This is a genomic window from Shewanella sp. HN-41 (assembly GCF_000217915.1).
GTDB lineage: Bacteria > Pseudomonadota > Gammaproteobacteria > Enterobacterales > Shewanellaceae > Shewanella.
In genome coordinates this window covers 121,294-145,066 of sequence record NZ_AFOZ01000037.1, presented here as the reverse complement: position 1 = coordinate 145,066, position 23,773 = coordinate 121,294, and the positions used below count along the sequence as shown (strand labels likewise).

The window sequence follows — 23,773 nt, the reverse complement described above, 5'->3', positions numbered from 1 at the left end:
TGACAGGGGCTAAGTTTTTTTATTGTACAGCCTGTATTTTTACAACGAGTTTGCAAAAATCGTTGAATAACAATAATAAAGGATAATGGCATGGCTACGACAGCCCCCAATGAGACTGCAACAATTAAAGTGACTAAGCCTAGGTTGATGTCGCTGGATGCACTGCGCGGCTTCGATATGTTTTGGATCTTGGGCGGTGAGGCCCTGTTTGGTGGCTTGCTTATTTTAACGGGCTGGGCCGGTTGGCAATGGGGTGATGAACAGATGCACCATAGCCAATGGCACGGCTTTCGATTTTACGATTTGATCTTTCCGCTGTTTATTTTCCTCTCAGGTGTAGCCTTAGGTTTATCTCCCAAACGGTTAGATAAATTACCCTTGAGTGAGCGATTACCTGTGTATCGTCACGGGATTAAACGACTCTTGTTATTGCTGCTACTGGGTATTTTATACAATCACGGTTGGGGAACGGGCGCACCTGCCGATCCTGAAAAGGTTCGCTATGCCAGTGTGTTAGGTCGAATCGCCTTTGCATGGTTCTTTGCCGCGTTATTGGTGTGGCATACGAGTCTACGAACCCAAATTATCGTCGCCTTGGGCATTTTGCTCGGTTACGGCGCAATACAACTTTGGTTACCTTTTTCCGGTGGACAGGCGGGCGTGCTCTCGCCAACGGAATCCATCAATGCCTATATCGATTCGATTTTATTGCCCGGCGTGAGTTATCAGGGACGCACACTCGATCCTGAAGGTTTACTGTCGACAATCCCCGCTGTAGTCAATGCGTTAGCGGGTGTGTTTGTCGGTCACTTTATTGTTAAATCCCATCCTCAAGGTGAGTGGGCCAAAGTGGGATTACTCGCCGCTGCGGGTGGCGTCTGCTTAGCCTTGGGTTGGCTGCTAGATGGTGTCATTCCTGTCAATAAAGAGCTGTGGACCAGTTCATTTGTGCTGGTGACGTCGGGCTGGAGCATGGTACTGCTGGCGGTATTCTATGCCTTAGTCGATGTGCTTAAGTGGCAAAAAGCCGCATTTTTCTTTGTGGTGATAGGCACGAACGCCATCATTATTTACTTAGCGTCGAGCTTAGTGGATTGGAAATATATCGCCCAAAGCGTGTTTGGCGGCTTAGTGCTGGCCTTGCCAGAAAGCGCTCAAGCGTTAGCTGCGGTTGTCAGCTTGCTTGCGGTGCAATGGCTGGTCTTATATTGGTTGTATTGCCGCAATATTTTTGTACGAATTTAGCCTGTTAGGTCCATTTATCTCGGTAAGCCGCAGGCATTTTGTGTCTGCGGCTTATTATTAACTTGGATATGACTAATGCCTTATTAGGATTTTAGTTGCGAATGAAATGCCGGTGTCAGGAAAAATCGAGTAGTAAATCACAAATGACAGCGTTGTCTTTTTGTGTTATTTGTTTTAACATCACTGAAACAATGGCGCGTTTGGATGATAACATTAGCCATTGCGGACGAGTCGTGATACGGATATTCGGGAACTTAGGCATTAATTTAAACCCCGTTATCACCTAAATAATTAATTACTATAAGAAGCAGGTTTATGGAAATGACACTCGATAAAAGCCAGCAGAAAAGCAGCTTTCTCCCCATGGCCATAGTGGCCGCTCTCTTTTTCATCCTCGGATTCGCCACTTGGTTGAATGGTTCTTTGATGCCGTATTTGAAACAAATATTGCAACTCAATCCCTTTCAAGCGTCGTTGATCCTGTTTTCTTTCTATATTGCAGTGACCTTTACTGCACTGCCATCCGCTTGGCTTATTCGCAAAGTCGGTTATAAGAATGGTATGGCGATCGGCATGGGCGTAATGATGCTGGCGGGTTTACTGTTTATCCCCGCCGCGGAAACCCAAATATTTGCCTTGTTCCTATTGGCCCAATTAGTGATGGGCACAGGCCAAACCCTATTACAGACTGCGGTTAACCCCTATGTGGTGCGTTTAGGCCCTGAAGAATCCGCCGCTGCCCGTGTGAGCGTGATGGGTATTTTGAACAAAGGTGCGGGTGTGATTGCACCTATGGTGTTCTCGGCGTTGATTTTAGATAGCTTTAGAAGCCGTATTGGTACTGAACTGACTCAAGTTCAAATTGATGAAATGGCTGACGGTTTAGTCTTGCCGTATCTAGGCATGGCGATTTTTATTGGCATTTTGGCATTAGCGGTGAAAAAATCCCCATTACCAGAATTATCCAATGAAGATGAAGCGGCTGAAAATACTGAAAAAGGCCAACTTAAGGCGGCGCTGTCTCACCCTAACTTAGCTTTTGGCGTGCTGGCGCTGTTTGTGTATGTCGCGGTGGAAGTGATCGCCGGTGACACTATCGGCACTTTTGCGTTATCACTCGGGGTTGAACATTACGGCGTGATGACCTCCTATACCATGGTGTGTATGGTGCTAGGTTACACTCTGGGCATCCTATTAATTCCTCGCTTTATTTCACAACCTAAGGCCTTGATGGTATCGGCCATTCTAGGTTTGTTACTGACATGCGGGATTTTGTTCGGCGACAATAACTCCTACGCTATCGCCAATGTTGTGTTAGTACCTTTTGGTGGTGTCGCACTGCCCGACACGCTGTTAATGATTGCTTTCCTCGGTTTAGCCAATGCGATCGTATGGCCTGCAGTATGGCCGCTAGCCTTGTCTGGTATGGGTAAATTGACCAGCACAGGTTCTGCGCTTCTCATCATGGGGATTGCAGGTGGCGCCTTTGGTCCTGTGTCTTGGGGTTTAATGAGCTCGGCGACGGATATGGGCATGCAGGGGGGTTATATGGTGATGTTGCCCTGTTATCTGTTCATTCTGTTCTACGCGGTGAAAGGTCATAGGATGCGTCATTGGTAAACCAGTTGCTAAATGGCAAAAAGAAGCCCTCGGTAAACGAGGGCTTTTTATTTTGATATCAACGAAGGATGATTAGAATGCGTAACTTACACTAGCGAGAGCAGTATCTGAGTTTTTAAATACGCCATCAGAAACCTTTTGATCGCCGCTAAGATCTGTGGCTAACCAAGCAAGTGATAAACCAAAACCAGCTAACTCAGTTGATACGCCGATAGAATAATCAGAATAACTATCAAAGCCTTCACCGTCGTCCAGAGCATCGCCAACGTTGTAGCCGTAGTGCAGATCGAGACTCCAGTTCTCTATAAACTCATAGGAATAGTTGAGCTCAGCGTAGTGATAGTCTAAATCACTGCCACCGTAGTCATCGGTGTACCAATAAGCTGCGCGAAAGCCTTTATAATCCATGCCGACCGTGGCTTCAAAGTAGCCAATATCACTCTCGCCTGAGTAGTTATAACGGTTCAGGGTGAGGTCGTAGGTCAGATCTTCGTTGATCTCGCCGCCATAGGCGACATAGAAATCGTATTCGATATCAGGGCCGTTATAACCAGGCTCATCAAAATCCACGTTACTTGCCCAAGCGCCGACAGAGAAACCCGAGTCGAAGCTCCAATCGATACCGCCTTGCAGGGCAGGATCGCCAGCGGTTTGTGATACGCCGCGAAAACGATAGTCGTTAGTGAGACTAATTTCCCCTGTTACTTCGGCGGCGGCCATGCCGGAGAATAGGGTCGTGGTTAGCGCGAGTCCGACAAGCTGTACCAGCCGTTTTTTATTCAGATTGTTATACACGGTATTTCTCCCATTTTCTTTGTTGACTCGGATGTTACTGGCTGCCATGGCATATTTTATGGCGCAAGTGCATCCGTTGGTTTGCCAAACAACAGCCTAGGAAAACCCGTTGCTGTGACCTCATGGCGAGTTATTGCTAAGATAACTTAGCTGTTTTACTGGGGCTCAAATCAGCCCCTTTAGTCTTGCTTTTGCTCAAAAATGACGTAAACCTTACGGCAGGGCTCCACGACTTCCCAAGTGCCTTGAAAACCCGCGGGTATGATAAATCTGTCACCCACAGTGAACGTCTGCGATTGGCCTTGAAGATCGGTTATCACACTCCGGCCTTCGAGGATCTCGCAGTACTCGTACTCAGTGTAGTTTATTTTCCAAGCGCCTGATTCACTTTGCCAAATTCCACTGTGGAATTGATCACAAGGACTAGAATAATGATTCTCTATCCCTTGGGTTGGGTTGCCTGAGAGCAACTTTTCCGCTGGTAACTGATAGGTTTGGGCGGTTGTTTGCGCCGTAGCAAAGCGAATAATGGCGTTGATACTCACAGTCACTTGCGATCTCCTTGTTCTGCTTAAATTCGGCTATTTCATCGTTGGCATCACAAACTCGGCTTGAGTCTGTTTACCCACGGGCCAACGAGCGGTAATCGCTTTACGTTTGGTATAAAAACGCACGCCGTCGGGGCCATGCATATGCAGCGGCCCAAAGAGTGAACGCTTCCAGCCGCCAAAACTGTGGAAAGCCATTGGTACTGGGATCGGCACGTTCACCCCAACCATACCGACTTGTACATGGTGGCAAAAATGCCGTGCCGCTTCACCGCTTTGGGTAAAAATCGCCGTACCATTGCCAAATTCGTGTTGGTTAATAAGCTCAAGCGCGGTTGGGTAATCTTTCACGCGCACGATCGAGAGCACTGGGCCAAAGATTTCTTCGCGGTAGATGCTCATCTCAGGCGTGACATGGTCGAACAGACAGGCGCCGAGGAAATAGCCCTGTGGATTTTCTTCAACACTCAGTTTACGGCCATCGACTAGCAGCGTTGCGCCTTCTTGCACACCGGCTTCAACATATTGGGTTACCTTGGCAAGGTGCTGTTTTGAGATCAACGGGCCCATTTCCATCTCTGGCGTCAGGCCGTTACCGACTTTTAAGGTTTGGATTTGCGGTAGCAGTTTTTCCACTAAAGCATCGCCCACATCGCCTACCGCGAGTACGACTGAAATTGCCATACAACGCTCGCCAGCACTGCCGTAAGCGGCGCCCATTAAGGCGCTAACGGCTTGATCTAAATCCGCATCTGGCATGAGCAACATATGGTTTTTCGCGCCGCCTAAGGCTTGTACGCGTTTGCCATATTTAGAAGCTGTGCTGTAGATGTATTCGGCAATCGGAGTGGAGCCCACAAAGCTCACCGCTTGCACATCTTTATGGGTGAGTAAGGTATCGACGGCTTCTTTGTCGCCGTTAATCACGTTAAACACGCCATCGGGAAGACCCGCTTCTTTAAGTAGCTCGGCAATACGCATCACCGAGCTTGGGTCCTTTTCCGAGGGTTTCATAATAAAGGTGTTACCGCAGGCAATCGCGATTGGGAACATCCACATGGGAACCATCACGGGGAAGTTAAAGGGCGCTATGCCTGCGACAACGCCTAAAGCTTGATTGACTGACCAAGAATCGACGCCGCCACCGACTTGTTGGGTGTGCTCACCCTTAAGTAAATGCGGAATCCCACAGGCAAATTCGACCACTTCGAGACCACGGATAAGCTCGCCCTTTGCATCATCTAAGACTTTACCGTGCTCGCGGGTGATAAGCTGCGCCATCTCATCTAGGTGTTGCTCGACTAGGGCTTTGAATTTAAATAGCACTCGAGCACGATTCAGTGGTGTCACCTGTGACCAGGTTTCAAAGGCGGTTTTAGCGATAGCTATGGCATCGCTGACTTCCGCTGCGCTTGCGAGTGAAACCTGACCGTGACACTCTCCAGTGGCGGGTTCAAAAAGATCTTGAGTTCTAGTACTGGCAGGGGTGTGCTGACCATTAACAAAGTGGGTGATCTTGAGCATAGTAAACCTTTGATATTCCCCGCCGCAGCGGGGTGTTAAATATGAGTGGACGAACCGCTGGCGCTATTATCCAACGGTGTTAATGGCATCGCTTAGGCTATTGACCATTTGGTCAATTTCGCGTTTATCGACAATCAGTGGTGGTGACATGGCAATAATGTCGCCCGTGGCTCGCACTAAGGTGCCGTGGCGGAAGCAGTGTTCAAACACCCCGTAACCCCGTTTACCCGCGCCTTGGGCGTTAGGGGCTAATTGAATTCCCGCGACGAGTCCGGTGTTGCGAATATCGATCACATTCGGCAACCCTTTGAGGCTGTGCACCGCTTCTTCGAAATAGCGTTCAAGCTCAAAACTGCGCTCGAATAATTGCTCATTTTCATAAATGGATAGGGTGGCAAGTGCTGCGGCTGCGGCCACAGGGTGACCCGAATAAGTGTAGCCGTGGAAGAACTCAATCAGCTCAATAGGGCCTTGCATGCAAGTGTCGTGGATAAAATCTTGCACAAACACAGCGCCCATAGGGATAGCGCCGTTATTGATGGCTTTAGCCGTGGTGATCATATCCGGAATAACGCCCCAGCGCTGGCTCGCAAAGGCGGCACCAACGCGACCAAAGGCGGTAATGACTTCATCAAAAATCAGCAGGATACCGTGTTTTTTAGTGATTTCACGTAGACGCTTTAAGTAACCTTGAGGGGGTAATATTACCCCCGCAGAACCAGACATAGGCTCAACGATTACGGCGGCAATATTCTCGGCGCCATGCAGGGTCACTAGCTGTTCTAATACCTCGGCTTTTTCCGCGCCAAAGGGCGATAATCCTCGGGTAAATGCCGCATTTTGGATATCTAAGGTATGGGGCAAGTGATCGACGCCTTGCAATAATTGGCCGCTAAAAGCTTTACGATTATTGCTTAAGCCACCCACAGAGATGCCACCAAAGCCCACACCATGGTAGCCCATTTCGCGGCCGATAAAGCGAGTACGCGAGGCTTGACCGTTGGCTCTGTGATAGCAAAGAGCCATCTTAAGCGCGGTATCGACGGACTCAGAGCCTGAGTTAGTGAAGAAGACCTTATTGAGTCCTTCAGGACTCAGCTCGGTTAAACGTTCGGCGAGTTCAAAGGCGATCGGATGACCCATTTGGAAGGAGGGCGCGTAGTCCATCTGTTGAATTTGTTTACTGACCGCTTCACTAATTTCTTTGCGACCGTGGCCTGCGTTACAACACCATAAACCAGCGGTGGCATCTAATACCTTATTGCCATCAATATCCGTGTAATACATGCCTTCGGCCTTGGCGAGTAATCGCGGATTGGCCTTAAACTGACGGTTGGCGGTAAAGGGCATCCAGAAATGTTCTAGGGAGGACGCATTGCTGAGTGAGTTGAGCTGCAAATCGGCCATAGTGTCTACCTTGTCCTGTAGTATCGGGTCTTGTTTTAGAGTGGCTAATATTTGCTATGCTATGTTAGAAATAATGAACATGGAAGATCTGTGTGCAGTTATTTGTGGCAAAAAAGCTATTTTTGTAAAAAATATTGAATTTTATTGTTCAAACAGCGTAATCTGAAGCCCAAATTATGATTGTGATGATGTTGAGCATTTACGTTAACGTCGCCACAGGTCACTATTATTTGTTGATGAACGATAAACCACACCTATGCGAACTATTAAGAGGTCATCATGAGCACACCGAAGAAACGCAGCGAATGGGAAAGTCTTGCTGCCAGCCTGTCTATTAATGGCAAGGCGTTTATCAATGGCGAATACCAAGATGCCGTTTCGGGTAATACCTTTGACTGTATTAGCCCAATCGATGGCCGCTTGCTGGCCAAAGTGGCGAGTTGCGATCTTGCGGATGCCAATCTTGCGGTTGCCAATGGCCGCAGCGTATTCGAGTCCGGTGTTTGGTCGCAGCAGTCTCCGGTAAAACGCAAACAAGTGATGATCCGTTTCGCCGAGTTACTCGAAGCCAATGCCAATGAACTCGCGCTGTTAGAAACCCTCGACATGGGTAAACCGATACGTTTCTCCAAGGCTGTGGATGTGGTGGGTGCTGCCCGTGCGATTCGCTGGTCTGGCGAAGCGATTGATAAAATTTACGATGAACTCGCACCAACCGCCCACAATGAAATAGGCATGATCACCCGTGAACCTGTTGGGGTTGTGGCCGCGATTGTGCCGTGGAACTTCCCTATGCTGATGGCGTGTTGGAAGCTCGGGCCCGCGCTTGCCACGGGTAACAGTGTGGTGTTAAAACCCTCTGAAAAATCACCCTTAACGGCTATCCGTATGGCGCAATTAGCCATCGAAGCAGGGATCCCACAGGGTGTATTAAATGTGTTGCCAGGATTTGGCCATACCGTGGGTAAAGCCTTAGCTCTGCATATGGATGTGGATACGCTGGTATTCACAGGATCCACCAAAATTGCTAAGCAATTAATGATTTACGCAGGCGAGTCGAACATGAAACGCGTGTGGTTAGAGGCGGGAGGCAAGAGCCCCAATATCGTCTTTAATGACGCGCCAGATCTGAAAGCCGCCGCCGTTGCTGCGGCCGAAGCGATTGCCTTTAACCAAGGTGAAGTCTGCACCGCTGGTTCGCGTTTGCTGGTGGAATCCGGGGTGAAAGATGAGCTTATCGCGCTGATTGCAGAGGAGTTAACATCATGGCATCCGGGGCATCCACTCGATCCTGCCACTGTTAGCGGCGCCGTTGTCGATAAACAACAGTTAGACACAGTACTCAGTTACATCAAAGCGGGTAAAGACGAAGGTGCAACCTTAGTCCACGGTGGCTGCCAAGTGATGGCCGACACGGGCGGTGTGTATGTGCAGCCAACGGTATTTTCTAACGTAAACAACCAAATGAAAATTGCCAGCGAAGAGATCTTTGGCCCTGTGCTCTCTGTCATTGAATTTAATGGCATGGAAGAAGCGATATCAATCGCCAACGATACCATCTACGGTTTAGCCGCTGGCGTGTGGACATCGGATATCAGCAAGGCCCATAAAACCGCCAAAGCCTTGCGCGCTGGCATGGTGTGGATCAACCATTACGATGGCGGCGACATGACAGCGCCGTTCGGTGGCTATAAACAGTCAGGTAATGGCCGAGATAAATCTCTGCATTCCTTCGACAAATACACAGAACTGAAAGCGACTTGGATCGTGCTATAAGCGTTCTGTTTTTATAACCGATCTTTTTTTGTCTATATAAGAGAAGGAGCCGCTTTCGCTCAATATTAAAACCTCTTTTCATATTACATGGAAAGAGGTTTTTTATTTTTAGGGCGGTTTTGCCCCAAAGCAAGATTATTGAATCGTCAGTTGTGCTGCATTTATTGCCATTGTTTCCCCAGTGACTCGCCGTAAATATATCCCTATAGGCTCGACGGCGGCATCCATGCCGCCAACGGTCACAGTTGCAACAATGCCAATCTTAACTAACACTTCTGCTGTTCGTTTAGCTAAAAAAATATTGCCCCTTTCCGTGTTTCGGCTCGTTAGCTCAACCGAAAATTCCCACAACTGCTGCCATAGATATTCTTATCTATTTGCCTAAGTTTGGCCTTACCAGAAATCGACTAACAATGTATGAGTATACAGTAATATTTAAATTTAGGTGTTTTGGTATGATTTTCAGACAATATCAGTGCGCACTAATTCCATACACAATAAATAAAACCCCATAAAATCAGGTGAATATAGTAACTGAATTTTAGTTAATAGGTTTGGAAAACGCGCATGCGCGTTTTTCCAGATGGTGTATTCGGCTGAAAGCTGATAAGTTCTTTGCATACAGGTAGTTAACCGTGCGCGTTTTCACTGGTCTAACTAGGTAAACGCGCATGCGCACGAATAAAATGTTATATTTTTTAGAAAGTATGAGGGAACATATGAAATGTGCATTAATTTATGATTTTGATGGTACTTTAGCTGAAGGAGATTGTGCGCAACATGGTTTAATGACGTCGCTAGGCATCGATGATGTTGCAGCTTTTTGGAAGGAAGTGAAGAGTAGAGCTCAAAATGATGACGGTGATGAGATTCTTGCTTATCTTGGCTTGTTAGCCGAAAAAGCAAATCAATTAGAGTCGGATGAATTGAGTAACGATAACTTAATAAAGCATGGTAAATGCATCCCACTCTTCCCTGGTGTCGATACTTGGTTTGACAGAATTAATGAGTATGGAAAACTACATGGGTTAGATATTGAACATTACATTATTTCAAGCGGTTTAGATGCAATGATTCAGGGTACAGTAATTGGTTCAAAATTTCGTAAAATATACGCCTGTAAATATCATTATTCTATAGATGGTAAGAAAGCAATTTGGCCAGCGCAAGCAATTAATTACACTACAAAGACTCAGTTTTTGTTTCGAATAAATAAAGGGATCGACAACTCTTGGGATAATGCAGCTGTTAATAAATTTGTCGAACCAAGTGAACGAACTATACCATTTCAGAAAATGATATATTTTGGTGATGGTGATACTGACATTCCATCAATGAAAATGGTTAGATATCAAGGTGGATTCTCATTGGCTGTGTTTGACCAAAAGAAATGGAGTGATTCTAGCACTCAAATTAAAGTAGAAAAGCTCATTGCTGAGGAGCGAGCAAATTATGTTGTACCAGCTGTTTACGAAGAGGGTAGCCAACTTGATGTAACAGTAAAAGGCCTATTACAACTATTTAAGCGAAAAAAAATATAACAAACGCCTCAAGAGGGACTGTCAACGCGTGGCGTTTCCAGTCCCATTGAACCGCGGTGGTTATGGTTATTGTGTTTGAGTTTAGTGTTCTGCGTTGCCAGCCCCTTAGGCGGGCGTTAGCCTGTACAACAGAGAATTGAGCATGATAGAACGGTTGGAAAACCTGTGGTCACAATATACAACGGTCAATGTTCCTGAGCTAAAGGGTATGCGCTTACGCCTCGCATCATCTCGTAAGAATGCTAGCATTTTATTATTTCCGCCCACACAGCCAGTGGGTGAACTTCGTATTCTATCAAATATAGATGTTCACTGCGGTTGGGAATGCCCTGTAAATCTAAGGTGGGCTAAAGGCTTAAACATAGATGAGCAAAGTGAAACTTTACGAGATATTCAACTGAAAGCTTTGGAAAATGCATTAGATAATGGTCAGTATCCATATCTATGGTGGTTCTATAACGAGAAATTTCCAAAGAAAAGGGCTATTTACATCGACAGTGTTGGCGCTAGTTTTATCAAGTTAAATTGTGTGTGGCAGGTCGTATATAACTGTAGAGAGCTTGGTACATTAGTCGGGGCGCAAGGCCATAGAGGAGAGGCCGTGGACTATGAACAATTGCCTCCCAATGCATATTTTGTGGTAATGGAGAATGAGGCAGCAGCTCGTCGTCACTCTGCTAGCTAACAAAGCGTTTAAGACGGATTCTCAACGCTTGGTATTCTTGATTTGATTCAAATTTAGTGTTTACGGCACAATGGGCTAGGTTGGGTGGTCGAGTTATTCACCCCTTAACGCGGCGTTAATCCATAGAAATTCTTATCCGAAATTCACCTGATAGTGCCGACGCCCTAACTCTGACATGTCCCAAAGCGTGCTGCGTAAGACCTTTAAATCTACGGTTACGCTAAAGCCAAAACGGTGAGCCATGGTGATTAGCGAGACGACGAGCGAATGCCATGGTAAGCCTGTGTTAGTGGATACCAGCAAACGCTAAACTGTTAATAACTAAAATTACAGGTCCTCCAAAAACTAGTCTCCAACACATATCTGACTGTTTTTAAGTCAATATGTCCGCAACCTTTTGACTTGAAACCTAGGGTATTCACCTGCAAGTACGTGATTTTAGCGTGCAACTGCTGTAGCCTCGTGGAAATTTATTGTTTCTTGTTCTGATCTTTTAGGATGTAAGCTTCGTGCTTTGCTATCTAAGGTTGTTCGTTATTTCCCTGTGACTTTTGCTGAGCTAATCGCTCGTCGCAAAGTGTTTACTTATGAGAGGGTGTCATGTGAATACACTTCAAAACCTAATTAGGCCGTTCAATTTCGTCAAACTAGCTGTGCTGGCATTGTTAAGTTTTTTGGCTGGCTGTTCTTCAATGCAGACGGGTGAAAATGGTAACTGGGTGGGATTCACTGAAGCGGGTCAGGCTTCCTTTTATGGGGATAAGCACCAAAGTAGGAAGACGGCGAGCGGTGAGCTTTACCAACATAAATTAAAGACGGCGGCGCATAAAAAGTTACCTTTTGGTTCGAGCGTTAAGGTCACCAATGTCGATAACGGCAAAAGTGTGATTGTAAAAATCAATGATAGAGGGCCCTTCGTGCGTGGCCGTATTATTGATCTGTCTAAATCGGCTTTCAGTAGCATAGGTAACACTTCCTATGGCTTGATTGATGTGAAAATTGAAGTCATTAAGTAGCGGCTATATTGAAAAGGATTATTTCAAAAGGGCTGTCTCGAAAAGCTATCTTGAAACACTGCTTCGCCGCAATTTAATGATTGAGTGCATGAAATCGAGTCGACGCTTTTAAATAAAATCCCAAAGCAGACAATTTGTTAAGCCGATATTTGGGCTTTACGGCATTTGGTGAGAGACTAGCAGCAGATTTAGATAACAGTAAAAGGACCCGCTATGGAATACCCACTTGTTAGTACGCAGTGGCTCGAAGCACACCTCACCGATCCCCATTTAGTCTTGCTCGATGCCAGTATGGAAACCGTTATTGGTAAAGAACCACTGGTTTACGATGAGCCTATCTGCATTCCGCGCTCACGTCGATTCGACTTGGAAAATGTGTTTTGCGATATGACTTCAACCCAAATTCATGCCTTGCCGACGTTTGAGCAATTCATCCAAGGGATAGCGCAACTTGGGATTGAGACCGACAGTATTATCGTTGTCTATGATAATCAAGGCATTTATTCATCCCCACGGGCGTGGTGGACCTTTAAAGTCATGGGCTTTAATCGAGTTTATGTGCTTGATGGTGGCTTGCCCCAATGGATTGAAGAAGACCGCATCACCTCATCGCGTTACCAAGCCGAAGGCGTCGATTACGGCCCGGCGGATGTCGATGCTTTAGCCGATGTACTGCAATACCACCCCGAGCGGGTGATGGATGCCGAGGCCGTACTATCTCGTATCGAAGATGATGAAACCGCGATTGTCGATGCCCGTGGTGCGCCACGCTTTCTAGGCCAAGTGAGTGAGCCGCGCCCCGGTGTGCGCTCAGGGCATATTCCACGCTCGGTTAACTTACCCTTCGCTCAAGTGCTCGATGGCAATAAAATCAAAACGGCCAGCGAGTTACAGGCTATTTATCAAGGGCTAGCTGTGGACAAAACTGCACGGATATTCAGCTGCGGCTCTGGGATTACGGCGTGTATTTTGATCTTAGCTTCAGTAGCCGCAGGGCATACAAATCCCATCCTCTATGACGGCTCGTGGGCGGATTGGGGCAGTCGTACCGATCTGCCGATTGAGTGCTAATTGCGCCGTGCATTGATTGAGCCAGTGTGGATGTTAAGCTCTATATAACCGCAGTGTTGTTTGGCTAAAGTACCAAGGAGGTTATCCTTGATTGGCAGATTGCTTGATAAGCTCGTATTTGGGTTGATTCTGGTAATTGCCTTGCAATTACCACAACTGGCTGATCATTATCAGCAATTTTTAGCTGGGCTCTATGAATCAACTCGATGGCAGGTAGCAGGTTACGAGGCAACGGCTAAGGAGTTCCATTACGCCGATGCCGAGGCCATGATTGCCCGTCACCAGCAAAATGAGGAACCTAGTGTGCGTGCTGACGCCGAGCAAAAGTTGCAGACTCTGGCGCACTATAAAGCGCTAACAGAGGGCATGACGGTTTTTAATACGGGTAATTTGTTTGAGAAAACCGCCTATATATTTAATCCCGTGCGCTTTGATTATCTTGAGAAAACCATCAGTAACTTTAAACCTGGGATACCTTTAACTACGAGTGGAATTGGCTTTGGTGTTGTGGTGGCCTTAGTTGTGCATTATCTCGGGTCTATCCCTTTTATCCTGTGGGCAAGGCGTAGAAAGCGGCAAAGATTAGCGAGAGTCGATTAGCCACGACAAATCTGATTAGGCCCTAGGGCTTTGGAGCTTAGGTTTTAAGCGAAGCTTTGTGTGATTGCTGCCTTAATAGCATGCACCTAAATAACGAATGTTTAATTGACTGGAGCTTATGACAATAATGCCCATCGGCTTGTTTATCCGATGGGTATCATGTGATAAATCTTAAAATAGTTCATTAAAACAATCTGTTAAAATAAGTCTTTAAATCTATGATACAGCATGCCAGCCGCGAGCATAGGTGAGCGGAACGTCGGGCCACCGGGGAAGGTCATGTGTTTGATTTTAGCGAACACATCGAAATGTCCCGCCTGTTGGCAAATGGCCTCGGCAAGCAGTTTGGCCGCCATATGTGTGGCATTCACGCCGTGTCCTGCATAGGCTTGGGCGTAGAAAATATTATTGGCATCTGGCAGACGACCAATTTGTGGCATACGGTTAGCACCGATACCTATCATACCGCCCCATTCATAATCGATGCGTACCCCTTTTAATTGCGGAAAAACCTTCTCTAAGTTGGGCCTCAATGCCGCCTCAATATCCTTAGGATCTTTACCCGAATAAGTGCAAAGGCCACCAAACAGCAGCCGACGGTCTGAAGATAAGTGAAAGTAATCTAAGGCAATTCGCATATCGGCGAAGGCCATATTCTGCGGGATGATACTCGCGCATTGCGCTTCGCTTAAGGGCTCTGTCGCCAGCAAGTAGCTGCCAGCAGGCAAGACTTTACCTCCGAGATAAGCATTGAGTTTATGGCCTATATAGGCATTGCCCGCCAAGACTAAATATTGGCAATTGACGGCTCCTTTGGCGGTAATGACCTTAGGTCTAGCCCCTTGAATAATCTTCTCTGCGGCGCTGTATTCAAACAACTGGGTGCCAAGATTGCGGGCGACTCTGGCCTCACCGAGGGCTAAATTGAGTGGGTGCAGATGGCCACTACCCATATCAACTAGCGCACCTTGATAAAAATCTGAGCCAATCACTTCACCTAATTGTCCCTTAGTTAGCAGCTTGATTTCTTGCTGATAACCCATGGCCTTGAGTGCGCTAAATTCTTCTTCAAGCTCATCCATATGGCGAGGTTTAACCGCTAAATCGCAATATCCCATTTGCAGATCGCAATTAATTTGATGTTCTTGTATGCGATTGCGCACAATTTCCACCGCTTCAAACCCCATCTGCTGAATGGCTTTTACCCCTTCAGCGCCAATTTCATTTTGGAATTGCGCAGGGTCATGGCCTATGCCGCGAATGAGTTCACCACCATTGCGCCCCGATGCCCCCCAACCGATACGCTTGGCTTCCAATAGCACAACACTCATACCACGCTGCGTGAGTTCTATGGCGGTATTGATGCCGCTAAAGCCGCCGCCCACTATGCATACATCGGCGCTGATTTCACTTTCAAGCTGCGGGTGCGCATAAATTTCCTTCGCCGTATCTACATAATATGAGTGCGGGTATTGTTCGCTGTGCACTGGAGGTTTACTTGCCATCATGGCTCCAAAAATTGTTTTTATTGTAAATTGGACTTGTCTCAGTATACTCATCACACTTTTAACATGACGCAAAAAAGTGTTCGTTTTATTTAACACGCTTTTTATGTAGAATACAATGAAAGCTGTAAAACACACGCTTGGGGGCGAAAATGCGCTCTAGATGGTGTTTATCCTGAACAACCTGTTCGTCATCTATCGGGGGAACCCGAGCCTTTGGGGAGATGTTAAATTTGGATATTGGAGCCAGTCTCAAAACCGTTCGAAAAATGAAAGGCTTATCTCAGCGAGAGCTGGCTAAGCGTGCTGGTGTGACTAACAGTACGATTTCAATGATCGAAAAAAACAGTGTTAGCCCGTCGGTCAGTTCTTTGAAAAAAGTATTGTCGGGTATCCCTATGTCTTTAGTGGATTTTTTTTCCATTGAAGCCTCATCTGACAGTGAGCAAAAGGTTGTTTATCGCTCCGATGAGTTGTTGGATATTGGGACGGGTCCATTGGAGTTTAAGCTGATTGGTCGTGACTTTCCGAATCGTGCTATGTCAGTGATGAGCGAAACCTATCCTCCGGGCTCAGATACGGGTGAAGAGATGCTAAAACACGAAGGGGAAGAGGCCGCCATGGTGATCGAAGGTAAATTCGAGTTAACCGTGGGAGATGAGGTTTATATCTTGGAGGCGGGTGATAGTTACTACTTTAACAGCGAACTGCCCCATAGATTTCGCAACCCCTTCGATGAACCTTGCCGTCTGGTGAGCGCGACGACACCCGCAAACTTCTAACTCATTATTCCTTGTTCAATCGCAGGGTATCGCACGTAGGCACGCCTCATTTTATCTAGAGTAAGCTTCCCTGAACGCCATAGGTGGCGTAGAGGGTCCGCTTAGCGATACTCTGTTCGTCCTGTACCGCGCTCGACAATTCGGAACCGTTATTTAGCCTTATGATGCGACTCGGCTTTTACTCTGGATCAGGGAGTATGTGAGCCGAGGGGATGCCCTATCTCGATTTTGGGGCGTTTTTAGCTTCGCTCAACCTATCGACTAGTATAAATATTTTGTCATTGTGTAAATAATATTGGTCAAATTAGCCCCATGTCATCTGGACCAACCTTAGTTGCGATTTAGCATAATTTGCCCATTTCGGCCTATGCAAAGGAGGTTTATTCACACCTAATTGGCAAGTTTTTTGTATAACATAATGTTATTTATAAAAAATATCCTATCGATGTTAAATAATCTTTAACAACTGCTTAACCTCTTGCCTAGGGGGGGAATTCGGTGTACTGTGTGAAAAAATGAACGTTTGAAGTTGAAGTGTTCGTTATGCTAGTAAAATGAATTCTTAAGGTGAGTTATGTCTGTCGAGTTGCCCTTCATTGGCGTGATTGCGTGTAATCAGCAGTTAGGATCACATCCTTTTAATATAGTGGGTGAAAAATACCTACTTGGTGTAGTAAATGGCGCGAAAGGTTGGCCCTTAGTGATCCCATCTTTGGGGTCGGACCAACCCATTGAAGCCATTTTGGCACGACTCGATGGCATTTTGTTTACTGGTTCACCTTCTAATGTAGAACCCCATCACTATGCCGGCCTTCCCAGCGAGGAGGGGACGCACCATGATCCCAAACGTGACGCGACTACGCTGCCGCTTATCCATGCCGCAATTGCTGCTGGCGTGCCAGTGCTAGGGATTTGTCGCGGTTTTCAAGAGATGAATGTGGCTTTTGGGGGCAGTTTGCATCAGAAATTACATATGGTGGGTGGTTTTATTGAACACAGAGAAGATAAAAATGCCTCGTTAGAGGTGCAATATGGGCCATCCCACAGTATCACTGTGGAGCCTGGGGGGGTCATTTACGAGGCTTGGGGCCGTAGCTCTGCAGAGGTTAACTCTGTTCATACTCAAGGCGTGGAGCGTCTGGGTGTTGGGTTGCGGCCAGAAGCTTATGCTCCCGATGGATTAGTGGAGGCTTTCTCCGTAATAGGTACTAAAGAATTTGCCCTAGGTGTGCAATGGCATCCGGAATGGAAGGTGAGTGAAAACCCATTTTACCTGTCTATTTTCAATGCCTTCGGTGATGCATGCCGACGCAGGGCTACAACTCGAGTGAAATAATAATGAATAAGCTAATCGCTTTTTTAAAAGAACGAAAAATCACAGAAGTCGAATGTGTTATCAGTGATATGACCGGCATTGCCCGCGGTAAAATCGCCCCAGTAGATAAGTTTGTCGATGAGAAGGGCATGCGTTTGCCCGAAAGCGTGCTGTTGCAGACGGTCACCGGTGACTTTGTCGGTGATGATATTTATTACCGCTTACTCGATGATGCGGATATTGATTTTGTCTGTGTTCCCGATGAAAACGCCGTCTTTATGTTGCCTTGGACGATTGAAGCCACGGCGCAGGTGATCCACGATTGCTACGACAGAATGGGCAATCCTATTGAGTTATCACCACGTAACGTGTTGAAAAAAGTGCTATCTCTCTACGAAGAGAAAGGTTGGGAACCTGTTATTGCACCGGAAATGGAGTTCTATTTGACCCGCCGTAGTGATGACCATGATTTACCGCTTAAGCCGCCTATTGGCCGTTCGGGTAGACCCGAGGCGGGCCGTCAATCATTCTCTATCGATGCAGCCAACGAATATGATCCTCTGTTTGAAGATATGTATGACTGGTGTGAAATTCAGGGATTAGATATCGATACCTTGATCCATGAAGATGGCCCAGCACAAATGGAAATCAACTTCAGTCATGGTAACCCTTTATCTCTAGCCGATCAGGTATTTATCTTCAAACGTACCCTACGTGAAGCGGCTCTGAAGCACGATGTTTGTGCCACCTTTATGGCGAAGCCTGTGACCGATGAGCCAGGTAGTGCTATGCATATTCATCAGAGTGTGATTAATAAAGAAACAGGTAAAAATATTTTCACTAATGAGGATGGCACTCAAAGCGCATTATTTTTGAGTTATATCGCAGGGTTACAGAAATTTATTCCTGAGTTATTACCTCTGATGGCTCCGAATGCTAACTCGTTCCGTCGTTTCCTCCCCGGAACATCTGCCCCAGTTAACTTAGAGTGGGGTGTTGAAAATCGCACTTGCGGTCTACGTATTCCTGAATCGTCACCACAAAATCGTCGTATCGAAAACCGTATCCCAGGAGCCGATGCTAATTGCTATTTAGCGATTGCAGCGAGTTTGTTATGTGGCTATATCGGCATGGTCGAAGGACTTAAACCTTCGACGCCTGTGCAGGGTAAATCGAATGAAAGCCGTAGCAATAACCCGCATTGCTTGCCTTTAACCTTAGAAGAAGCGTTAGCGGCGATGGAGGAGAGTGATGCCTGTAAGGAATATTTAGGCGAAGCATTCACTACGGGTTTTGTGGCGGTGAAACAGGCCGAACTTGAGAACTTCCGCCGTGTGGTCAGTTCTTGGGAGCGGGAGTTCCTGCTCCTCAGTGTGTAATGAGCGTTGTTTTAATATAGAAATAGGGCTCGATATTTGCCGATGTTTGCTTAACATCTTGCCTATGTTCGAGCCGAGTTTAAAAATTTTGTGCACCACTTTAGTGCTTTTGATTAACTTTGGTGCAGAGGTGTTTTTAACTCAAAGGTTGCTATTTATCTGATTTTGGATAAATAAATTTTTGTAGACTCATTCAGTTAGGTGTTAAGCATAAGATTTTTTTTAGTATTGGTATTATGCACAAACGAGATTAAAATTTATTTTAGCTAACTGTTTGTTAGTCAAATTAAAAAGATACTTTATTTTGATGGTTTCAGCGGTTGTTTTAGGGACTTGAGGCGTTTGCCTTAATGTTGCAAGATGTAGGGTATATGTCATATCTAGTCTGTTTTTGTGAGTGTTAATGCAATCGTGAAAACAGATCACTTTGGCATGAAATCTGATACCTAACAAATTGTCGCAACCTAAATCAGAAGGCATGATTATGGTGCTGTAGAGACTGCCGATGCGGTTTTTAAGGTGTAGCATTGGTCGAAAATAACAACAATAACCGAGCTGTTGGTCGGTGACACAATTTCAGAATTGATATAGGCAATTCTGCTACCCGAGAAAGGAGAAAGCATGAAGCTATTTAATAAGATGACCACTCTGGCTTTAGTGACGGCGGGTGCACTCGCCAGCGTCGCAGCACAGGCCGAAGAAGTGGTGCGCGTGTATAACTGGTCTGATTATATCGCAGAAGATACCTTAGAAAACTTCAAGAAAGAAACGGGCATTCGGGTGATTTACGATGTGTTTGACAGCAACGAAGTACTGGAGGCTAAGTTACTCTCAGGCCGCAGTGGTTATGACATCGTTGTTCCTTCTAATCACTTCCTTGCAAAACAAATCAAAGCCGGTGCATTTAAGTCGTTAGATCGTTCTAAACTCCCCAATTTTAAGAACCTTAATGCTGAACTGATGAAACAGCTTGAAAAAGCCGATCCGGGTAACCAATATGCAGTGCCTTATTTATGGGGGACTAACGGCATTGGTTACAATATCGATAAAGTGAAAGCTGCCGTGGGTGAAGATGCGCCATTTAATTCTATGGAGCTGATTTTTAACCCTAAATATGCTGAAAAAATCTCTAAATGTGGCTTTGCTATGTTAGATTCCGCCGACGATATGGTGCCCCAAGCCATGATTTACTTAGGCTTAGATCCCAATAGCACTAAGGCTGAAGATTATGAAAAAGCGGGTGAATTACTGGAAAAAATTCGTCCCTATGTGACGTATTTCCATTCATCGCGTTATATCTCCGATCTAGCCAATGGCGATATCTGTGTGGCCTTTGGTTTCTCCGGTGACGTATTCCAAGCCGCGGCCCGTGCCGATGAAGCTGGAAACGGTAACAAGATTGGTTATTCCATTCCCAAAGAAGGTGCAAACCTCTGGTTCGATATGTTAGCCATTCCAGCCGATGCGACTAACGTTGATAATGCCCATAAGCTTATCAATTATTTGTTACGTCCTGACGTCATTGCGCCAATCTCTAACTATGTGGCTTATGCTAATCCAAACGATCCCGCTCAGCCTCTGGTTGATGAGGCAATCCGCAATGATCCCGCAATTTATCCACCTAAAGAAGTATTAGATAAGTTGTACATTGGTGAAATCCGCCCCCTAAAAGTTCAACGTGTACTCACCCGCGTGTGGACCAAAGTGAAGTCTGGCCAATAATCCATTCGGGGCAGGCTCTGCTTGCCCCTGCTTTGGTCGACTGACTTAATACATAGGTCATCCCCTCTGCATGGCTGGGGGCAACAGATTTAACCTCTATTCATTAATTTATTGTGTAAATCTCAAGTGTTGGGCGTACTGTCGTATCAATGCTTGGGTGGAGAAGTACTATGGCAAGCACCTCGGGCGTCACCAATAAACCGACAACAAAGACGCAAGAAAAAGTACTGCTCAAGATTGAGCGGGTAAGCAAACTCTTCGACGATGTCCGCGCAGTTGATGACGTGTCATTGACTATTAATAAGGGGGAGATTTTTGCTTTACTCGGTGGCTCAGGCTCCGGTAAGTCAACCCTATTGCGCATGTTAGCCGGCTTTGAGAAACCCACATCTGGCCGCATTTATCTTGATGGTGAAGATATCACCGATTTACCGCCCTACGAACGTCCCATTAATATGATGTTCCAGTCCTATGCCCTGTTTCCCCATATGACTGTTGCGGAGAATATTGCCTTCGGTTTGAAGCAAGACAAACTGCCTAAGGCTGAAATTGAGCAACGTGTACAGGATATGCTCAAGCTTGTGCATATGGAGCAATACGGTAAGCGTAAACCGCATCAATTATCCGGTGGCCAGCGCCAACGTGTTGCGCTAGCACGCTCCCTCGCTAAACGTCCTAAATTATTACTGCTCGATGAGCCTATGGGCGCATTGGACAAAAAACTGCGTACTCAGATGCAGTTAGAAGTGGTTGAAATTCTTGAGCGCGTTGGCGTGACCTGTGTGATGGTGACCCACGATCAGGAAGAAGCTATGACCATGGCGGGACGTATCTCCATCATGAGTGATGGCTGGATTGCCCAAACGGGCTCGCCAATGGACATTTACGAAAGCCCCAATAGTCGCATGATTGCCGAATTTATCGGTTCGGTGAACCTCTTTAGTGGCGAGATTGAGGTCGATGAAGTCGACCATCTGATCATCAAACCCAACGAGTTAGTCCAATCTTTTTATGTGGGTTACGGGGTGACGACCAACGTTGAAGATAAACATGTTTGGTTAGCTGTGCGCCCCGAAAAGACCATTATTAGTCGCGAACAGCCAGAGGGTGAATATAACTGGGCAAAGGGTGTCGTGCATGATATCGCCTATTTAGGGGGGATTTCGGTGTATTACATTCGTTTGGAGAATGGCCAAATTGTCCAATGCAGTATGACTAACCGTGAACGTCGTGCCGATCATGCCACTTGGGATGATGAAGTGTTTATCAGTTGGGAGGACACCAGTGGCGTGGTGTTGAGATCATGAAGATACCCTCAAAATTAAAATGGCTGAAAGGGCGCTTCTGGACCATAGGGTTCCCCTATGCCTGGTTATTGCTATTTTTTGCCTTGCCCTTTGCGATAGTGCTTAAGATCAGCTTCTCGACGGCTGCGATCGCTATTCCCCCCTATGAGGCCACGTTTCAATATAGCGACGATGTGCTAAATATTTTTTTGCATCTAGGCAACTATTTGATGTTGCTTGATGATTCGCTGTATTACACGGCTTATCTCAGTTCCTTGAAAATGGCGTTAGTCTCAACTATTGGTTGCTTAATCATTGGTTACCCGATGGCCTATGCCATTGCCCGGGCGCCAGCACGTTTGCAAACCGTGTTGTTATTATTAGTCATGCTGCCCTCTTGGACCTCATTCCTCATTCGTGTTTACGCTTGGATGGGACTGTTGAGTAACACAGGCATTATTAACAATGCCTTGATCTGGTTAGGTATCATTTCTGAGCCACTCCAGATCTTAAATACCAATTTTGCCGTCTATATCGGCATCATCTATGCCTATTTGCCCTTTATGATCCTTCCGCTTTACGCCACCTTAGTCAAGATGGATATGAGCCTTATAGAAGCGGCATCGGACTTGGGTTCTAGCCGATTAAATACTTTCTGGAAAATTACTTTTCCACTCTCCAAGAGTGGTGTGATTGCGGGTTCTATGCTGGTGTTTATTCCTGCCGTGGGGGAGTTTGTGATCCCTGAACTACTCGGCGGTCCCGATTCCCTCATGATAGGTAAGGTGCTGTGGCAGGAATTCTTCAATAACCGTGACTGGCCTGTAGCCTCATCACTGGCGATTGTAATGCTGGCACTCTTGATTATTCCTATTACTTTATTCCATCGTTATCAGGCACGTAGTTTGGAGAAAGACCTATGAAAAAGCTGAGTTTTTCTTCTGTGATGCTGTGGTTTGGACTGTTTTTTCTGTACGCACCTATGCTTATCCTAGTGATTTATTCATTCAATGAATCAAAGCTCGTGACCGTATGGGGGGGATTTTCCCCCAAATGGTACGGGGAATTATTTAAGGATCAGCAAATTTTGGATGCGGTTTGGACCAGTTTGCGAATTGCATTTTACAGTTCCACCATGGCGGTGATCATTGGCACTATGGCAGCATTTGTGATGACGCGTTTTAAGCGCTCATGGGCAAAGCTAACCCTATCAAATATGATTACAGCACCACTGGTTATGCCTGAAGTGATCACGGGGCTGTCATTGCTGCTGTTGTTTGTGCATATGGCGGATCTTTTAGGTTGGCCAAAGGAGCGCGGTATGGTGACAGTGTGGATTGCCCACTCAACCTTCTGCGCCGCCTATGTGGCCGTGGTCGTGTCCTCAAGATTGCGTGAGCTGGATATGTCAATCGAAGAGGCGGCAATGGATTTAGGGGCTACACCATTAAAGACCTTCTTCCTGATCACTGTGCCTATGATTTCCCCTGCTCTGGTGGCGGGTTGGCTGTTATCTTTCAGCTTATCCTTAGACGACTTAGTGATCGCCAGTTTTGCCTCGGGCCCTGGGGCAACCACTTTGCCTATGGTGGTGTTTTCTTCGGTGCGTTTAGGTATATCTCCTAAGATCAACGCCCTAGCAACATTGATCATTCTGTGTGTGTCTTTAATCGCCTTCCTCTCTTGGTATATGGCAAGGCGCGCCGAACAGCGTGAGCGCATGCCACTTAATTAATAATAAATGCAGCATAGCCCTTAGGGCTATGCTGCTCATTTTTAATAAGACCCTCTCCAGCCATTTTCTTAAGCCGCATTACACTTTAGCCATACTGAGTTCAGGGCATTCGCCTGTTTGAAATATCAAACAAAACGTAAAATATTATGCTTTTGTGGCTAGTCATTCGATTTTTGAAGGTGTAGGATGTGATGGCTGTTTAAAATAATGAACAAAAGAAT

General features: G+C 46.2%; 21 protein-coding genes. 15 read left to right on the top strand and 6 right to left on the bottom strand.

All coding sequences use genetic code 11. The features are described from left to right. Positions 1-90 precede the first annotated feature (90 nt). Both nagX and nagP read left to right on the top strand, forming a co-directional pair. On the top strand, positions 91-1,245 hold the full coding sequence (gene nagX / locus SOHN41_RS13940) for a transmembrane glucosamine N-acetyltransferase NagX (RefSeq protein WP_007650117.1): 1,155 nt from the start codon (positions 91-93) through the stop codon (positions 1,243-1,245). 321 nt (positions 1,246-1,566) lie between these two features. Next, positions 1,567-2,865, top strand: coding sequence for an N-acetylglucosamine MFS transporter NagP (gene nagP / locus SOHN41_RS13935; RefSeq protein WP_037459218.1), 1,299 nt, complete (start codon positions 1,567-1,569; stop codon positions 2,863-2,865). Between the two features lie 72 nt (positions 2,866-2,937). On the opposite strand, the gene SOHN41_RS13930 is transcribed toward nagP, so the two are convergent. The 4 genes from SOHN41_RS13930 to SOHN41_RS13915 all read right to left on the bottom strand — a co-directional run bounded on the left by SOHN41_RS13930 (position 2,938) and on the right by SOHN41_RS13915 (position 7,139). After that, positions 2,938-3,660, bottom strand: a complete 723-nt coding sequence (locus tag SOHN41_RS13930) for a TorF family putative porin (RefSeq protein WP_007650110.1) — start codon at positions 3,658-3,660, stop codon at positions 2,938-2,940. Positions 3,661-3,839: 179 nt separating this feature from the next. Continuing rightward, positions 3,840-4,211, bottom strand: coding sequence for a cupin domain-containing protein (locus SOHN41_RS13925; protein ID WP_007650106.1), 372 nt, complete (start codon positions 4,209-4,211; stop codon positions 3,840-3,842). 30 nt (positions 4,212-4,241) lie between these two features. Next, positions 4,242-5,732, bottom strand: coding sequence for a CoA-acylating methylmalonate-semialdehyde dehydrogenase (locus tag SOHN41_RS13920; protein ID WP_007650104.1), 1,491 nt, complete (start codon positions 5,730-5,732; stop codon positions 4,242-4,244). Positions 5,733-5,798: 66 nt separating this feature from the next. Further along, entirely contained in the window at positions 5,799-7,139 is a 1,341-nt protein-coding gene (locus SOHN41_RS13915; protein ID WP_007650103.1) for an aspartate aminotransferase family protein, read from the bottom strand. Positions 7,140-7,418: 279 nt separating this feature from the next. Between SOHN41_RS13915 and SOHN41_RS13910 the strand changes: the two genes are divergently transcribed. After that, positions 7,419-8,915: an aldehyde dehydrogenase gene (locus SOHN41_RS13910; protein ID WP_007650098.1), complete on the top strand. Its 1,497-nt coding sequence runs from the start codon at positions 7,419-7,421 to the stop codon at positions 8,913-8,915. Positions 8,916-9,050: 135 nt separating this feature from the next. On the opposite strand, the gene SOHN41_RS20210 is transcribed toward SOHN41_RS13910, so the two are convergent. Continuing rightward, positions 9,051-9,188 carry a hypothetical protein gene (locus SOHN41_RS20210; RefSeq protein WP_007650096.1) on the bottom strand — a complete coding sequence of 46 codons (138 nt, stop codon included), beginning with the start codon at positions 9,186-9,188 and terminating at the stop codon, positions 9,051-9,053. 398 nt (positions 9,189-9,586) lie between these two features. On the opposite strand from SOHN41_RS20210, the gene SOHN41_RS13900 reads away from it, so the two are divergent. The 5 genes from SOHN41_RS13900 to SOHN41_RS13880 all read left to right on the top strand — a co-directional run bounded on the left by SOHN41_RS13900 (position 9,587) and on the right by SOHN41_RS13880 (position 13,828). Further along, complete coding sequence (locus SOHN41_RS13900; protein WP_007650095.1) at positions 9,587-10,456, top strand: haloacid dehalogenase-like hydrolase; 870 nt, start codon at positions 9,587-9,589, stop codon at positions 10,454-10,456. A 142-nt stretch (positions 10,457-10,598) separates the two neighbouring features. Next, the gene (locus tag SOHN41_RS13895; protein WP_037459192.1) at positions 10,599-11,141 is read left to right on the top strand and encodes a hypothetical protein; all 543 of its coding nucleotides are present in this window, start codon (positions 10,599-10,601) and stop codon (positions 11,139-11,141) included. Positions 11,142-11,743: 602 nt separating this feature from the next. Continuing rightward, positions 11,744-12,157: a septal ring lytic transglycosylase RlpA family protein gene (locus tag SOHN41_RS13890; protein WP_037459190.1), complete on the top strand. Its 414-nt coding sequence runs from the start codon at positions 11,744-11,746 to the stop codon at positions 12,155-12,157. A 213-nt stretch (positions 12,158-12,370) separates the two neighbouring features. Further along, positions 12,371-13,228, top strand: coding sequence for a sulfurtransferase (locus SOHN41_RS13885; RefSeq protein WP_007650091.1), 858 nt, complete (start codon positions 12,371-12,373; stop codon positions 13,226-13,228). A gap of 87 nt (positions 13,229-13,315) precedes the next feature. Further along, positions 13,316-13,828, top strand: a complete 513-nt coding sequence (locus SOHN41_RS13880; protein WP_007650089.1) for a DUF2937 family protein — start codon at positions 13,316-13,318, stop codon at positions 13,826-13,828. A gap of 197 nt (positions 13,829-14,025) precedes the next feature. On the opposite strand, the gene SOHN41_RS13875 is transcribed toward SOHN41_RS13880, so the two are convergent. Then, positions 14,026-15,333 carry an NAD(P)/FAD-dependent oxidoreductase gene (locus tag SOHN41_RS13875; protein ID WP_007650088.1) on the bottom strand — a complete coding sequence of 436 codons (1,308 nt, stop codon included), beginning with the start codon at positions 15,331-15,333 and terminating at the stop codon, positions 14,026-14,028. 233 nt (positions 15,334-15,566) lie between these two features. Here SOHN41_RS13875 and SOHN41_RS13870 point away from each other — a divergent pair, with 233 nt between their 5' ends. From SOHN41_RS13870 to SOHN41_RS13840, 7 genes are all read left to right on the top strand, one after another. Continuing rightward, entirely contained in the window at positions 15,567-16,115 is a 549-nt protein-coding gene (locus SOHN41_RS13870; protein WP_007650076.1) for a cupin domain-containing protein, read from the top strand. A gap of 574 nt (positions 16,116-16,689) precedes the next feature. Then, positions 16,690-17,451: a gamma-glutamyl-gamma-aminobutyrate hydrolase family protein gene (locus SOHN41_RS13865; protein ID WP_007650074.1), complete on the top strand. Its 762-nt coding sequence runs from the start codon at positions 16,690-16,692 to the stop codon at positions 17,449-17,451. 2 nt (positions 17,452-17,453) lie between these two features. After that, a complete protein-coding gene (locus SOHN41_RS13860) occupies positions 17,454-18,809 on the top strand; it encodes a glutamine synthetase family protein (protein WP_007650072.1) in 1,356 nt (451 codons plus the stop codon). Between the two features lie 621 nt (positions 18,810-19,430). Beyond that, positions 19,431-20,531: a polyamine ABC transporter substrate-binding protein gene (locus SOHN41_RS13855; RefSeq protein ID WP_007650064.1), complete on the top strand. Its 1,101-nt coding sequence runs from the start codon at positions 19,431-19,433 to the stop codon at positions 20,529-20,531. 170 nt (positions 20,532-20,701) lie between these two features. After that, positions 20,702-21,838, top strand: a complete 1,137-nt coding sequence (gene potA / locus SOHN41_RS13850) for a polyamine ABC transporter ATP-binding protein (protein ID WP_007650060.1) — start codon at positions 20,702-20,704, stop codon at positions 21,836-21,838. Then, positions 21,835-22,740 (top strand): ABC transporter permease subunit, encoded by a 906-nt coding sequence (locus SOHN41_RS13845; RefSeq protein WP_007650058.1) that lies wholly within the window; start codon positions 21,835-21,837, stop codon positions 22,738-22,740. The genes potA and SOHN41_RS13845 overlap by 4 nt, the downstream gene beginning before the upstream one ends. Next, positions 22,737-23,552: an ABC transporter permease subunit gene (locus SOHN41_RS13840; RefSeq protein ID WP_007650051.1), complete on the top strand. Its 816-nt coding sequence runs from the start codon at positions 22,737-22,739 to the stop codon at positions 23,550-23,552. Before SOHN41_RS13845 ends, SOHN41_RS13840 begins: the two co-directional genes overlap by 4 nt. The last annotated feature ends 221 nt before the right edge of the window (positions 23,553-23,773 follow it).

What these genes read in the sequence shown, in the direction of transcription:
- SOHN41_RS13895 (WP_037459192.1), top strand. Translation starts at nt 10,599, where the DNA reads ATGATAGAACGGTTGGAAAACCTGTGGTCACAATATACAACGGTCAAT.
- SOHN41_RS13840 (WP_007650051.1), top strand. Translation starts at nt 22,737, where the DNA reads ATGAAAAAGCTGAGTTTTTCTTCTGTGATGCTGTGGTTTGGACTGTTT.
- SOHN41_RS13865 (WP_007650074.1), top strand. Translation starts at nt 16,690, where the DNA reads ATGTCTGTCGAGTTGCCCTTCATTGGCGTGATTGCGTGTAATCAGCAG.
- SOHN41_RS13855 (WP_007650064.1), top strand. Translation starts at nt 19,431, where the DNA reads ATGAAGCTATTTAATAAGATGACCACTCTGGCTTTAGTGACGGCGGGT.
- potA (WP_007650060.1), top strand. Translation starts at nt 20,702, where the DNA reads ATGGCAAGCACCTCGGGCGTCACCAATAAACCGACAACAAAGACGCAA.
- nagP (WP_037459218.1), top strand. Translation starts at nt 1,567, where the DNA reads ATGACACTCGATAAAAGCCAGCAGAAAAGCAGCTTTCTCCCCATGGCC.
- SOHN41_RS13875 (WP_007650088.1), bottom strand. Translation starts at nt 15,333, where the DNA reads ATGGCAAGTAAACCTCCAGTGCACAGCGAACAATACCCGCACTCATAT.
- nagX (WP_007650117.1), top strand. Translation starts at nt 91, where the DNA reads ATGGCTACGACAGCCCCCAATGAGACTGCAACAATTAAAGTGACTAAG.
- SOHN41_RS13860 (WP_007650072.1), top strand. Translation starts at nt 17,454, where the DNA reads ATGAATAAGCTAATCGCTTTTTTAAAAGAACGAAAAATCACAGAAGTC.
- SOHN41_RS13845 (WP_007650058.1), top strand. Translation starts at nt 21,835, where the DNA reads ATGAAGATACCCTCAAAATTAAAATGGCTGAAAGGGCGCTTCTGGACC.
- SOHN41_RS13920 (WP_007650104.1), bottom strand. Translation starts at nt 5,732, where the DNA reads ATGCTCAAGATCACCCACTTTGTTAATGGTCAGCACACCCCTGCCAGT.
- SOHN41_RS13900 (WP_007650095.1), top strand. Translation starts at nt 9,587, where the DNA reads ATGCGCACGAATAAAATGTTATATTTTTTAGAAAGTATGAGGGAACAT.
- SOHN41_RS13915 (WP_007650103.1), bottom strand. Translation starts at nt 7,139, where the DNA reads ATGGCCGATTTGCAGCTCAACTCACTCAGCAATGCGTCCTCCCTAGAA.
- SOHN41_RS13910 (WP_007650098.1), top strand. Translation starts at nt 7,419, where the DNA reads ATGAGCACACCGAAGAAACGCAGCGAATGGGAAAGTCTTGCTGCCAGC.
- SOHN41_RS13885 (WP_007650091.1), top strand. Translation starts at nt 12,371, where the DNA reads ATGGAATACCCACTTGTTAGTACGCAGTGGCTCGAAGCACACCTCACC.